At 42.0% G+C, this 14,072-nt stretch carries 13 protein-coding genes; 5 read left to right on the top strand and 8 right to left on the bottom strand.

Going from position 1 to position 14,072, the window contains the following annotated elements:
- Nucleotides 1-4 precede the first annotated feature (4 nt).
- Nucleotides 5-805 carry a 2-succinyl-6-hydroxy-2,4-cyclohexadiene-1-carboxylate synthase gene (gene menH, locus L2672_RS16210; protein ID WP_248996891.1) on the bottom strand — a complete coding sequence of 267 codons (801 nt, stop codon included), beginning with the start codon at nt 803-805 and terminating at the stop codon, nt 5-7.
- On the bottom strand, nt 805-2,544 hold the full coding sequence (gene menD, locus L2672_RS16205; RefSeq protein WP_248996890.1) for a 2-succinyl-5-enolpyruvyl-6-hydroxy-3-cyclohexene-1-carboxylic-acid synthase: 1,740 nt from the start codon (nt 2,542-2,544) through the stop codon (nt 805-807). Before menD ends, menH begins: the two co-directional genes overlap by 1 nt.
- A 386-nt stretch (nt 2,545-2,930) precedes the next feature.
- Here menD and L2672_RS16200 point away from each other — a divergent pair, with 386 nt between their 5' ends.
- A complete protein-coding gene (locus L2672_RS16200) occupies nt 2,931-3,761 on the top strand; it encodes an HDOD domain-containing protein (protein WP_248996889.1) in 831 nt (276 codons plus the stop codon).
- A 58-nt stretch (nt 3,762-3,819) separates the two neighbouring features.
- Here L2672_RS16200 and L2672_RS16195 read toward each other — a convergent pair whose 3' ends face one another.
- Nucleotides 3,820-5,004 carry a GGDEF domain-containing protein gene (locus L2672_RS16195; protein WP_248996888.1) on the bottom strand — a complete coding sequence of 395 codons (1,185 nt, stop codon included), beginning with the start codon at nt 5,002-5,004 and terminating at the stop codon, nt 3,820-3,822.
- A gap of 149 nt (nt 5,005-5,153) precedes the next feature.
- Here L2672_RS16195 and L2672_RS16190 point away from each other — a divergent pair, with 149 nt between their 5' ends.
- Together L2672_RS16190 and L2672_RS16185 are read left to right on the top strand one after the other, a co-directional pair.
- A complete protein-coding gene (locus L2672_RS16190; RefSeq protein ID WP_248996887.1) occupies nt 5,154-5,321 on the top strand; it encodes a YqaE/Pmp3 family membrane protein in 168 nt (55 codons plus the stop codon).
- 152 nt (nt 5,322-5,473) lie between these two features.
- The gene (locus tag L2672_RS16185; protein WP_248996886.1) at nt 5,474-5,653 is read left to right on the top strand and encodes a DUF2986 domain-containing protein; all 180 of its coding nucleotides are present in this window, start codon (nt 5,474-5,476) and stop codon (nt 5,651-5,653) included.
- A gap of 16 nt (nt 5,654-5,669) precedes the next feature.
- Here L2672_RS16185 and moeB read toward each other — a convergent pair whose 3' ends face one another.
- Together moeB and moeA are read right to left on the bottom strand one after the other, a co-directional pair.
- Entirely contained in the window at nt 5,670-6,455 is a 786-nt protein-coding gene (gene moeB, locus L2672_RS16180) for a molybdopterin-synthase adenylyltransferase MoeB (RefSeq protein WP_248996885.1), read from the bottom strand.
- 8 nt (nt 6,456-6,463) lie between these two features.
- Nucleotides 6,464-7,717 (bottom strand): molybdopterin molybdotransferase MoeA, encoded by a 1,254-nt coding sequence (moeA, locus tag L2672_RS16175; protein ID WP_248996884.1) that lies wholly within the window; start codon nt 7,715-7,717, stop codon nt 6,464-6,466.
- Nucleotides 7,718-7,825: 108 nt separating this feature from the next.
- Between moeA and L2672_RS16170 the strand changes: the two genes are divergently transcribed.
- Both L2672_RS16170 and L2672_RS16165 read left to right on the top strand, forming a co-directional pair.
- Complete coding sequence (locus L2672_RS16170) at nt 7,826-8,116, top strand: GIY-YIG nuclease family protein (RefSeq protein WP_248996883.1); 291 nt, start codon at nt 7,826-7,828, stop codon at nt 8,114-8,116.
- 60 nt (nt 8,117-8,176) lie between these two features.
- Nucleotides 8,177-9,046: a type 2 periplasmic-binding domain-containing protein gene (locus tag L2672_RS16165; protein WP_248996882.1), complete on the top strand. Its 870-nt coding sequence runs from the start codon at nt 8,177-8,179 to the stop codon at nt 9,044-9,046.
- Nucleotides 9,047-9,374: 328 nt separating this feature from the next.
- Here the strand turns inward: L2672_RS16165 and L2672_RS16160 are convergent, their stop codons facing one another.
- The 3 genes from L2672_RS16160 to hslO form a co-directional block, all read right to left on the bottom strand.
- Nucleotides 9,375-11,183 (bottom strand): M14 family metallopeptidase, encoded by a 1,809-nt coding sequence (locus tag L2672_RS16160; RefSeq protein WP_248996881.1) that lies wholly within the window; start codon nt 11,181-11,183, stop codon nt 9,375-9,377.
- A 216-nt stretch (nt 11,184-11,399) separates the two neighbouring features.
- Nucleotides 11,400-12,977, bottom strand: a complete 1,578-nt coding sequence (locus tag L2672_RS16155; protein WP_338055600.1) for a phosphoenolpyruvate carboxykinase — start codon at nt 12,975-12,977, stop codon at nt 11,400-11,402.
- Between the two features lie 224 nt (nt 12,978-13,201).
- Entirely contained in the window at nt 13,202-14,062 is an 861-nt protein-coding gene (gene hslO, locus L2672_RS16150; protein ID WP_248996879.1) for an Hsp33 family molecular chaperone HslO, read from the bottom strand.
- Nucleotides 14,063-14,072: the final 10 nt, after the last annotated feature.

Genomic DNA, 14,072 nt, shown 5'->3' with positions numbered 1-14,072 from the left:
GCTCTTATTCTGACAGAAGGTGATGATTATCCACAAAAGCTAATAGCACATCGCAAAATATTTGCGGTAGCATTGAGTGAATATTATGGCCCACATTAGGGATAACCGTGAGTTGTAGTAAGGTGGCATTTGCCAGTTCTGCTTGCCATTGGCGGGCAAGGTGAGTGAACTTGTGGTCTTGCTCGCCAACCACAATCTGACAAGGGGCATTAAGTTGCTTAATAACTTGGCGACAGTCTGCTTGCAGCCCTAATGAGGTGGCTTGATAACATTGGTGAAGGTGTTGTGGGTTATTCCAAGCGCGTTTTTCAATTAACCATTGGCGCTGTTGTTCGGTTAAATCAGCAAAAACAGCCTGTTGATACCATAGCTGTAAAAATTGCTTAAATGGTAAATTGAGCAGCTTTTCTGCCCAACGGTTATCATGGGCGAGTCTTTGTTGCTTTTCTGCTTCGGTTAATAACCCTGGGTTGGCTGACTCAAGGGTTAGGCTCAACAATGCCTCTGGCTGTAACTGAGCAATATGTAAAGCAATTCGGCCACCTAATGAATAACCGACTAAATGAAACTGCTGATAACCCAAGTTATTCACTTTTTGTAAAACATGCGCAGCAGCCTCAGTAAGCCCAGGTGTAGATAATGCATATTGATTAGTACCATGGCCGGGTAAATCGATAACAATACAATGAAACCGTTGGCTTAATTTGGGCATTAATGCTTGCCAATCTTCTTTGGCGCCCATAAAGCCATGTAATAAAACCAACGCGGGTAATGTGGGGTCGCCATATCGATTAATAAATGCCATTAGTATTGTTTAATCCATTGGCTGATTTGCGCAATTTGATCACTGGCTTGATTCGGGCTTACATTCACTTCTATCACACTAGCGCACTGAAACTCCATAGCCTCATTGTAGGCCTCTGCGAGTGAGGTTAAGTCATCAACTTGACGATATGCCAAGCCGAACATTGCCGCACCATAGCCAAACTCCAGCCCATGAGAAAGGCGGTAATAGTCATTTCTCAGTTGTTCAGTGGGCACAGGTAAAATATTAAAAATATTGCCGCCATCATTATTTAAAATAATCATCACATAAGGGGTAGTGACTTGCTTTAATAACGCCAGTGAATTGAGGTCATGTAAACAGGATATATCACCAATAATCATGGTGGTGGGCTGCTGTTTATTGACAGCAATACCCACGCTGGTGGCAATAAGACCATCAATACCTGATGCGCCTCTGTTGGTGTATATAGATGGGGTTTCAGCTGTTATTGGGGCATACATATCGTATAGACGAATCGGTAAGCTATTACCAATAAACAGGGCATTATTACTACCTTGCTGTTGAGTAATCCAACGAATCGCTTGTGCTTCACCAAAACTGGTTTGATCAATGTGCTGGCTAAGCATGTCAGCGATAGCGTCATTGTGTTTAACTAATTCTAGCCCCCAGTTTGCACTGGATGACCTTGGCCAATTGAGCTGACAAAAGTCATCAATGCGTGTTTGCCATATTTGTTTGCTTTGATGATTAGGGTCTAGGCGGCTAGCATCTGGTAATACTTGCCAATAGCTTTGCCACATTTGGCTGGCTAAAAACTGTATTAAGCGTTTAGAAATAAAACGTCCACCGAATACTAATACCCGTTCAGCTTGTTGCAATATTTTACTGGTTTTAGGGCTGAGTAATAGTTGATCAACATAGCCAAGTACGGCTGGGTGCTGGCGCAATTGAGACTGAGCATCTACCACAATCGGCCAGGCGAGCTTTTGGGCCAGACTTATAATTAATTCAGGCTTGTCTTCCGGTGCCAATGTACCCACTACAATAACCCCTTTGCCATGAGCAAAACGCAGCATACTGTCTTGGGTGGGTAATTGTGCCCCTTGGCGCGGTGCGTATTGGCTAAAAGGTCGTTTGTGGCCTAACCAATGAGCTAAGGGCTGTAGGTATTTTTGTAATGTGACTCCAGCATTTTTTACTCGATCACTGAGCGAATTGACTTCATCTGGGTAAAAGGGCTCACGGTACATACAATTAATATGTACCGGTTGGCTTGTTTGACTTATGGCTTGATCTAACGTGGTGAGCAACCCATTGGCTGGGAAATTAATATCCGGCGTAGGTAAATTTACTTGGGTGGCATAGTTCGCAAAAATCGCCGGTTGAATAATGGCTTGATTAGCGCCACAGTCGATAAGCTCGTTGGGGCGATCACCAGATAATACAATTAATGGCACATGGGTTAACCACGCTTCAATGATTGCAGGATAGAGGTTAGCAACAGCGGTACCTGATGTGGTAATGATTGCCACTGGTGCGCCACTGGCTTTAGCTAACCCAAGAGCCATAAATGCCAAGCCGCGTTCGTCAAAATGTACATGGGTTTTGATGGCTGTTTGCGCTGCTGCAGCTAAGGTTAACGGGGTTGAGCGAGAACCAGGTGCCATACAAACATGTTGTACGCCAAGTCGGCTTAACTCTTCAAGAATTAATTGACCCCATAATAAATTTAAGTCAGCGCTTGCCTGAGATTGCATATTCAAAACCATCAAGTAAAAAAATAAGTGTAACTGTTCACTAAAGCTATATCTAGCGTCACATTCAACCCGCGTGACCGATGCGGTGCTTAGATAGGCTAATTTAATTATCGTAAAGTTTTATGGCTAAATTTAGGGGTAAAAATCACCAGGATATTTTTGTTGTGCTAATGTTAATTGTGGAGGCGTAAAGTGTTTAATAAGAATGTATTACACGCCTTAACCATAACGTGATTAACAGCAGATAAGACTCGAGTATTTAGCCGAGTACTGTTGAATAAAATAACTAAAGGACAACACATTTACCTAGATAGCGATGTCATTAATTGAGTTTTGCAATGACTTAAATTAATTGGAAATTAGGTAAATCTTAAAGGAGAGTATATATGCAGTCTTCGGCGTTATTACAAAGGGTTGACGAGCTTCCACGATTACCTAAAGCCATTAGTGAATTACTTGATGCGGTGAATAATGACAATAGTTCGGTTAAAAGCATTTCATCTAAAGTGGCGCAAGACCCGTTAATTAGTGCGCGAGTTTTACGTTTAGCCAATTCAGCTCATTTTGGCCGCAGCCGTGAAGTGGGGTCTATTGATGAAGCGGTTATCCGTTTAGGTATGCAAACATTGCGTACTTTAGTTATCGCATCAGCAGTTATTGGCGCGATTCCCAAAGTTGAAGGTGTTGACTTAGCTGAGTTTTGGGGAGAAACCTTTGAGGTGGCATTATATAGTCAAGAATTAGCTAAGCGATGTAATGTTGCGCCTGATGAAGCCTTTACGTGCGGTATTTTGCATCGAATAGGCGAGCTGCTGATTGCCACCGTTGAACCAAGTTTGTCGGCGCAAATTCGTGCAGCAATTAAGGAAGGGGGAGACCCACAAGAACTTGAAACCAAATTGTTAGGGTTTGACTCGCCCTCAATAGGCGCATTGTTAGCTAAAAATTGGAAGTTTGCCCCAAGCTTGGTGGCAGGCATTGAATTTCAACGTGATCCTAAAGCCGCTGACCCTGAGTCCCGATTAGCGATATTAATGTTTTTATCGCATCACATTTATACGCACTGGGATGATGATCGCCCAGATGAAACCTTTACTGCATGGTTGACCGGCTTAGTTAATCAAGCGGGGATCATTAAAATGGATATGTCCGGACTAACTGAAAAGCTTAATGCCGTTAGAGGTAAAGGGCTAGAGATTGGTCAGCAACTCGCTTAAGCCCATTAAACATTTGATAGCCAGTATCCCATTAGGTTTACTGGCTTTTTTAGCTCTGCTATTGAGTGACTGTGGTCGGGGGTAAGGTACTAATCGTATTACGTCCGTGTTGTTTTGCTTGATACATCGCATCGTCTGCGCGTTGTAATAGCTGCTCGACACTGAGATTATCTTCAATGGTGGCATAACCGATACTGAGTTGGATTGTTATCTCATGTAGTTGCCATTTAAGTGTCTTTTGCGCGATTTGTATTTGAATCTTTTCCGCCACTTGGTATGCCTTGTCACTGTCAGTGTTAGGTAAAACGACTAGAAACTCCTCACCGCCATATCGACAAATAAAATCAATTTCTCTTAATGAACTTTTTAGTGAATTAGCAACAAATTGAATGGCTGTATCGCCGGCTAAGTGTCCATAGGTATCATTAATTTTTTTGAAGTAGTCTAGGTCTATGATCAGGATGCTGTATTGCTGCTTGTCGCGTTTCCAAAGAGCATCAACCAATTGCAGGCGTGTCATTAAAGCATGTCGATTCCATAAGCCGGTTAATTGGTCTTTCTTCGCTAATTTATGAATTTTTTGGACTAAGCGGGTTAGGGCATTACCAAACAAAATACAGTTAATACTGAGAATAAAGCTGATGTACAACCATAAAATAATGGGTGATTTTAACGAGGTAAATGCATCGACTAACTCAGCGTTATCGGAGTACATTAAAAGTAATATCGCTCGAATGAAAAAGAACATGGCGGCTAAAAAGAAGGGTACAGACAACAAGACCGAGTAGGTAATTGATAAGCTGGCCCTCATGGCCAGATAGTTATCTTTGACAATCATAATGAATACACACAGCGCCCCTAAACTCGCGATGATCATTAAATACATCGAGTAGGCTTTTTGTGGTGGAAACAATAACATAGTTAAAGTGGTAAGACTGAGGATGATTAAGTTGGATGAAATCGATAGTTTTTGTTTAAAAAGCTGTTGTCCACCCCAGTGCAACAAACAAAACCCGACTAGAAAGATAAAGTCAGCTAAATACCAATGTACATAGCTGATTTCGTCTGAGCGAAAAAAATACAAGCTAATAGCAGTAAACATACAAATATTGGAGATTGAAAACAAGCTGCTGGCTTTGGGAGCAATACGCATTGGTGCTGCCATTAGCCCCCAAGTAAAGGCTCCTGTTAGTGCAATTAATCCAAAAAATTGCAGGTAAATGATACTGATATCTTGGCTCATTCGTTATATCGTATTATTAAACATATAATTTAAGAGTAATCCTGTTTAGCGAATTATGGTAGTTTTTTTAGGTTGGCAAACAAGTGGTCACATATGTAAGCTAGTTGTTGTAGGATGTTATTGTTAATAAAAAATATCGAGGATCGAGTATGGACACCAACAAGTTATTATTAGTTATTATTTCAATATTACTGCCACCGGTAGGGGTTTTTTTGAAGAAAGGGGCAGGTAAAGATCTATTGATCAACATTATATTATGTATTTTCTTTTATGTTCCGGGTGTGATTCACGCACTTTGGGTGGTATTGCAAGACTAGTTATGAGCCCTTTTATAGACGGTTTCAAACGAACTTGATACAGGTTAGTTCAGGTTCGTTTTGAGACCGCCATAAGGGTTAATGTTTTGCTGTAAAACTAGATAACACGATATAATGTGGCTTCTCACTATCGCCTGTAATGACTAGCCACTATGAACCGTAAAAAGAAAATCAATCAAACGCTTAAATCTAAAGCAAAAAAAGCCAATAAAAAACTGCATTCATCAAACAAGCCGCAATATATTTCTAAAGCCCAGCGTGTGTTGATAGAGCAACAAGAACCATCAAGCTCTGACGCCGAAACTGTCGTTGCTACAGCAGAGCTTGACTAACAGTCCGTTTACCGAGTTAGTTCTGGCCTGAACACTGTTTACAGTGAGGTTGTTTAGGAAGTTTCAGTTCACGAAACTCCATGGTCATGGCATCTATCATCAAAATTCTACCCGCCAAGTTTGTGCCCATTTCAGCGATCACTTTTATTGCTTCAGTGGCTTGAATACAACCAACTAATCCCACTACAGGAGCTAAAATACCCGATTCAACACATGTCAGCTGTTGCTCACCAAATAATTGGCTATAACAATGGTAGCACGGTGAATGCTGTTGATAGTCAAATACCGTCACCGTACCTTCCATGCGGATAGCCGCAGCGGAAACCAATGGGGTTTTATGCTCAAAACAACATTGGTTTAGTTGCTCTCGTATTAACACATTATCTGTGCAATCGAGTATTAAGTGATGTTCGGCAACTAAGGTGTTTAACTGGCTTTCATCTAAAAAGGCATTAATGGCATTAATGGTGATTAACGGGTTGAGTTGAGATAAAGCTTGTTTTGCTGAATCGACCTTAGCTTGGCCAACATTGGCATCGTGGTGTAACACTTGGCGCTGTAAGTTGGATAACTCAACCGTATCAAAATCAACAATAGTGATTTCACCTACACCGGCTACTGCAAGATATTGGCTGGCAGCACAACCTAAGCCGCCAGCGCCAATCACCAATACTTTAGCCAGTTTTAACTTTTCTTGCCCTTCAATATCCATGGACTTTATCGATATTTGGCGGCTGTAACGCAGCATCTCGTTGTCGCTAAGAATATCATCGTCCAACGGTGTGCTTGTAGGTTGGCTCATGCTATCTCCTAGCTTAACACGTGGTTAAATGGCTCAACGGTGACCATGTCACCTGCGTCAGTGTCACCTTGAAATTGTTCAAGGTTGATAAAGCAATTTGCTAAGCTCATTGAGGTTAACATGCCAGAGCCTTGGCCTCCGGTCGTGGTCACTTCTAATTCGCCTTGGGCATTTTGGCTTAATACACCGCGTTGGTACTCGACTCGTCCGGGCTGTTTTTTAATAGGGGTAAGCAATTTGGCTTGGTAAGTAATGGCAGCTTTTTGTGGCAGACCTTGCATCTTATTGAGTAATGGCCACACTAATTTATAGAAAGTCACCATTGACGAAACAGGGTTGCCCGGTAAACCACAGAAAATAGCATCACCTAATTTACCAAAGGCAAAAGGTTTACCCGGTTTTATGGCCAGTTTCCAAAAAGAAATAGTGCCCTCTTCAGATAATATCTGCTTGGTGTAGTCAGCATCACCCACTGATACACCGCCAGATGTGACCACCATATCGGCACAATTTGCGGCTTTGATAAAGGCAGCACGAATCGCTTCTTTATCATCTTTTATTACCCCAAGGTCAATCCATTCTACGTTGGCTTGGGTCATTAACCCTTGAATAGAGTAGCGATTCGAGTCATAAATTTGCCCCGGAGCCAGCTCAGATCCTACTGGGCGTAACTCGTCACCTGTAGAGAAAAAGGCAACCTTTATCTTACTGAATACTCGCACCTGACTAATACCAATAGTGGCTAATACGCCCATTTCTGCTGCACGTATTTTAGTGCCTTTATAGAGCACTTTGGTCCCCGCACCTAGTTCTTCACTACGGTGTCTGACATTGGCGCCCAGTTTTGCTGGGTGGCTAATGGTAATTTCTTCGCCATTAGTTAGGGTCTTTTCCTGCATTTGTACGGTGTCATAACCTGCTGGTACAGGTGCGCCTGTCATGATACGAATACAACTATTGGGCTGGGCTTTCCCACTAAAAGGATGGCCAGCAAAAGAAGAACCAATTAAGGTTAATGTTGTTTCAGATGCGGTTGAGTCGAGATCTTGATAGCGAAATGCGTAACCATCCATTGCTGAATTATCAAATGGCGGTAAGTCTATACTTGAGGCCAAATCTTCAGCCAAAACGTAACCAATAGCATGTGAAAGGTCGACAACTTCTGTATTTGTTGTCACATTAACTTGTTCAAGTAATTGTTGAATGGCTTCGTCAGGGTGCAGCAAGCTAGGTTTTGCACAAGGGTCTTGATTTGGATGCATCAGGTCTTCCTTTAACAACGCTCAAAGAGCCGTGATAAAATAAATTGCTGTTAAGTATGCCATGATATTCATTGCATTTTATGATCAACTTAAGATATTTGAAAAATTATGTCACAAACACACAGTGAACAAATATGGTATCTGTATATGATTAAGTGCGCTAATGGGCATTTATATACCGGTATCACTACAGATGTAGCTAGACGATTTGCTGAACATCAATCTAGTGGTGCTAAAGCGGCTAAATATCTTAAGGGAAAAGGGCCGTTGACCTTGGTTTATCAAGAAACATTAATCTGCAGAAGTTCAGCGACTAAACGTGAACTGGCGGTCAAAAAGATGCCCCGACACAAGAAGTTACAGTTGATTGAAAATAATCCACTTATTTGTCAGGCTTGATTGGATAATTAACTAAAAGTAACTACAATAAGACTCTGTGTTAAAAGGAATTATCTTGTTATGAATCCGTTCAAAATTATCGCGCTTATCTGGGCGGTATTCACCATTGAGTCAGCATCGGCTAATCAGGTTGTTCGCATTGAGTCTGCTCAATCGGATGACAATGTTAGTCATGTATATTATCAAGACTTATTGGTTAAGATTCTTCAAAACACAGAAGCCGAATACGGCCCTATGAAAGTCGAAACATTCGATATGAATGTGTCGCAGTCGAGGGGGCTACAACTGTTAGACTCTGATGTTTTAGATGTGTTTTGGGCTGGAACAAGTCAAGTTCGTGAACAACAATATGGCGCCATTCCTATTCCGCTTGTTGGCGGCTTATTAGGGTTAAGAGTACCGGTTATTCGTCAGCAAAACCTCGCTTTGTTTGAGTCAATCACTGAAGCAGAACAACTGAAAAAGTTAAAAGCTTGCCAAGGAAGTCAGTGGCCTGACTCAGATATTTTGGCTCATAATGGCTATACGCTAGAGCGAGTGATTAGCTTTAATTTGATGTACTCAATGTTACGCCAAGGGCGTTGCGATTATTTTCCTCGGGGGGTAAATGAGGTTTATGCTGAATTAACCGCTCCCAGCAATCAGTCGCTAATTGCATATGAAGGATTATTACTGCATTATCCTTTACCGATATACTTCTTTGTTAACAAGCAAAAAACAGAACTTCACCAAAGGCTTACCCTGGGTTTAACTCGCCTAGTTGAGCAAGGTGAATTGAAAACATTTATTTTGCAGCATCCTACCACTAAAGATATTTTTCCTTTATCACGCTTCAATCAATCACGTATTTTTGAGCTGACTAATCCTACTTTGCCTGAGCATACGCCCGTGGATAATCGCCAGTTATGGTGGGGAATCGAACCTCAATAACCTTGTGTCTATGAGTGGGTAGTTGAAAAAGCAGTTAGTCAGTGTGTGACTAACTGCTTATGTAGACTGCTAACTAACCTGAGCTGCGTATAAGAGATTAGCTAATATACTGATTCATTTAATTTTTACTTTAAAATACATTTCTAGAGAGGTATTTTTGCTTAGAACAAGGCAAATTTGTGCGTCAATAGCTGGTCTCGGCTTTGGTTCCAACGTCGCTCTACCTCCCCCATCCATGGGGTCGTATTGCAAACAAATTTAACGCAGTTATCAGTAAAAATAGGCTCTAGAAAGCAAGTTGTTATGCGTAGCTCAGGTTAACTAACGACTAAAGCTGCTTTAACACAGGGTAGACCTGATATTGGTTGTCGTAATAAGGGCTACGTTGATAAAACCAACGTAATCTTGCTTTACTGTCATTGGCAAACGACTCATCCTGTAATGCTTTATTAAACTCTGCTTTGAGTTGCGGGTCTTGTGCCAGCATCTTTTGAGCTAAAGGCTCAACGGCATAATCTTCAATATATTCAGTACGGGTAAAAATTGTATTGAAATATCCCCAAAAGAACAGTGAGTCTGCGGCTTCTGGCTCTAGTAATGCTATGGCTAAATCGCCTAAAGGTTGTGCTGTGCTCACTTTAATTGTGCTGGGTGCTAACGTGGTGGTAACGGTGTTTGACGAAGCTTCGGCCTTAACGGTTTGACGTCCTTCATAGTCTTTTGTACCAAACGTCACTTGATTAAATGAAGTTTGTTGCAGGGTTAGCGTAGTTGCTTGTTTTAATGGTTCAACTTCAATCCCATGCAAGGCGAGTTTTTCAATCACTTGAGTCCATTGCGCAGGAATGTAATAGGCTTTAGGGCGTTGAATCTGCTTGTGAATTTTGGTGTTGCCTGTAACCGGAAGTTGAGGATAAAGCTTAGGCTTACCGGTCCAGCGCACCACTTTGTCACCACTAATTTCGCTAGTCTCTACAGTGTATTCAATACCTTTAAAGTCCCATGGCTGCTGATTTTCATTTTGCCACGTCACGGTAATGGGGTTGGCTTGTCTTTGTTGGTCTAAGGTAATGGCTGCCGTTAATGTTTGTTGATGCTTGGCCACAGTCTTTAAGGTTTGTTCTAGCATCACATACGTGCCTAAAACTCGTTGCTTAAAGGGCTTTAGGCTGTGATTTTCAATTAGAATGGTGGGTAAGTGTCGTGCGTCACCGTAACCATTGGAGAACCTTGGGCTTGGGTTCCAATATGACAAGCCTTTGCTCATGTCGCTATTATCGTTGGCAAACACCAGTGGGCCGGGAATATGACCTTGGCTGGTTAGTGCGTTTTCAACTTCTGTTCGATACGTTGTGTCTAACCAGTCAAAAATTCTCGGACTATAGCCTTGTTTAACGTTATAGCCAAAGGTGACATCATATTGATAATCAATGCCATCGGTAACGTGAACATCAATATATAGGCTAGGCTGCCACACATTAATAGCCTTGATTAAATGCTGCATTTCAGCGGCTTCTGCTTTGGCGTAATCACGGTTTAAATTCAAGTTAGTTGCATTTGTGCGCCAGCCCATATTAATTGGACCGCGTTGATTCACTCGATTATATTCGCTGCTTCTTTCATGTCCGTCGACTGACAGAATAGGAATAAACAATAAGTTTACTTGATCTATTAACGCGGATTTATTGCCATGAGCAATGTCTCTTATCAACATCATGCCAGCATCTTTACCATCTATTTCACCAGAATGAATTCCCGCTTGAACCAGAACCGACGGTTTTTTATGTTGCTGTAGTTCGCTAGGGCTATTCGCGCCTTCTTTTGTAGCGACAATCATCCAGATATCTCGACCTTGTGGGCTTTTCCCGAGGCTGACTTTAGAGAGCATTGGGCTGCTGGCAACCAATTTATCCAACCATTGCATGGTGTCATGGTAACTTGGGCTGGTCATCATGCCTTGTTGCTCAAATGGGGTAACCCAAGCATGTTTTGATGACACTACAAGCTGTTCGCTTTGTCCCTGCCATGCCGGTAGTAGAGGCAGAATGTCGTTATTAATATATTGGCTGGCTACTGCGGTAACCGAGGTAGAATATAGCAGGGCGGTAAAGCTACTGGATATGATAAATTTGCGCATCGTCACTCGCTTAACATTTATTGTTGTGGTTTTTATTGGTGGTTATTTTCAGCTGGACTGAGGCTGCATCATATCAATTTGGCTGCGCTAAATATGTGCTTTTAAAGACTTGTTACAAAGTAATATTGTTTATTCAATACTGAAAGCGAGGAAAAAGTAAGCCCTAACAAGGTTAGGGCTTACTGGCGATATAAAATGTGCTAAAGCATCGGGGAGTTATGCTTTAGGTCCGGCATTTTTTATCGCATCTGACACATCATATTGCGCAAAGTTAGCCGCAAACTCTTGGGCAATTTGCTGAGCATATTTGTCATATTCTGATTTATCTGCCCATGTATTTACTGGGTTAAGTAATTGAGGATCTACCCCCGAAACCGCTACAGGAACATTTAGATTCAGCTTGTCGATATGTAAGGTTTCAGTATCTTTAAGCTCGCCACTTACAATGGCATCAACAATGGCGCGAGTGGTTGGAATATCAAAACGTTTACCAACACCATGAGGGCCACCAGTCCAGCCAGTATTAACCAAGTAAACTTTGCTACCAAACGACTCAATTCGTTTCATTAATAACTCAGCGTAAACTCCCGCTGGACGTGGGAAAAACGGTGCGCCAAAACAGGTTGAGAAAGTAGATTGAATTGCCGCTGTTGAGCCCATTTCAGTTGAGCCTACTTTTGCGGTATAACCCGACAAGAAATGGTACGCAGCTTGCTCTTTGCTTAGAATCGACACTGGTGGTAATACCCCAGAAACGTCACAAGTTAAAAACACCACTGCATGAGGCTCTGCGCCACGGTTTTCTTCTTTACGCAGTGCAATGTGCTCAAGTGGATAAGCAGCACGGCTGTTTTCAGTTAGGCTAGTGTCGCTGTAATCGGGCACGCGTTGATTATCTAACATCACATTTTCAAGTACAGTACCAAAACGAATCGCATCCCAAATTACCGGCTCATTCTTTTGGCTTAGGTCGATACATTTAGCGTAGCAACCACCTTCAATGTTAAATACGCCACCAGGAGCCCAACCGTGTTCATCATCACCAATAAGTAAACGTTTAGGATCTGCTGATAGGGTGGTTTTACCGGTGCCTGATAATCCGAAAAATAATGTGGTATCACCATCATGGCCAACATTGGCCGAGCAATGCATTGGCAATACCCCTTTTGCAGGTAGCAAAAAGTTTTGCACTGAAAACATCGATTTTTTCATCTCGCCAGCATATTTCAGACCCGCAAGTAGCACTTTACGTTCAGCAAAATTAATAATAACCGTTGCATCAGAATGAGTGCCGTCACGTTCTGGCTGGCACACAAAACCTGGGGCATTAATAATTTGCCACTCTGGCTTATTGCCACGATTAAATGTGGGCGGTGTGATAAACAGATTACGCGCAAAAATTTGATGCCATGCATACTCGGTGGTAACTCTTACCGGTAAGTAGTGATCATCATCTGCGCCGACTTCAAGTTCAGACATAAAGACTTCTTTGTCTGCTAGGTAGCTTTCAACACGGCTCCATAAAGCATCAAATTTACCCGCATCAAATGGGCGGTTGACTTTGCCCCAATCAATGTCTGCTTCTGAGCTAGGTTCTTTGACAATAAAGCGATCATTAGGAGAGCGTCCTGTTCTCTCGCCAGTTTTTGCCACTAATGCACCGTTTGCGGTTAATTGACCTTCGCCACGCAGAAGCGCGATTTCTACAAGTTGTGCCGTTGTAGGGTTAAGGTGAACGCGGTTTGATACATCCGCCATAGTGTAAATCTCCAAATTTAAGGTCGTTTCCGCTATAAAACATCATAAAGAGGTGTCTGAATGGCTATTATTATTGGTCATGCCTGTGTGCCTTCAGTCACTAGATTGTAACGTAAGTTGCACTCATGATACGAACAGTTTGGTAATTTTTTTGAAAGTTTTTGCGGTTTGTTGCTATTTTTGTTTATTTTAGACGTAAAAAAGGCGCGTTAAGCGCCTTTTTATTGAAAATTATTCAGGGTAGGTGATCACTTTGGTGGTTATTGCTGAGAATCTGAAGCTGGGCTTCCTGCGTAAATAGACGCAATATCGATACCGTCAAAGGTATAAACTGCAGAGCAATATTCACAACCCATTTCTATTTTGCCTTCTTCCGCTAAAATTTGCTCAACTTCTTGTTGGTCAATAGTGCGGATTGCCCCTGCGCTGCGTTCACGAGAACAAGTACATTTAAAGGTGACATCAACAGGGTCAAATAGTCTAACTTCTTCTTGATGATATAAACGATGTAATACTTCTTCTGCCGCTAGAGTGTATAACTCTTCAGGCTTAATCGTTGCTGTAAGCGTTGATAAATGTTCGTACTGTTCGTTTTCATCAGACTCTGACGGCAGAACCTGTAACAACATACCCGCAGCTTGTTGGCCATTTGCAAACAGCTGAATTTGGGTCGGTAACTGTTCTGACTGATTAAAGTACTCTTCTAAACAAGCAGCAAGATTAGCATGTTCTAATGACACAATACCTTGATAACGTTCGCCTTCATCAGGGGTAAGGGTAATGACCATATATCCTTTACCCATTAATTCTTGTAGGCTTGCGTCGTCTTTGATGTCGCCATTCCAGCGAGAAACACCGCGTAATTCTTGTTGGTTATTACCATTAATGACTGCCAGTGATACAGGGCCATCACCTTGTAATTGAATGCTAATATCACCAGTGAACTTAATGGTTGCGGTTAACAATGATGTTGCCGCCATTAACTCACCCAATAAATGCTGGATAGCTTTAGGGTAGTCATTAGCCGCTAATATTTGCTGGTAAGCATCTTGAAGCTGAACCACTTCACCACGCACGTCAGCGTTATCGAATAAGTAGCGGTGTAATATATCGTGAGTCATATCGTATCTC

It is taken from the genome of Shewanella gaetbuli (genome assembly GCF_023284065.1).
GTDB classification, from domain to species: Bacteria; Pseudomonadota; Gammaproteobacteria; order Enterobacterales; family Shewanellaceae; genus Shewanella; species Shewanella gaetbuli.
Note: the sequence above shows the minus strand (reverse complement) of the source record. Positions and strands in the feature narration are given on the sequence as shown.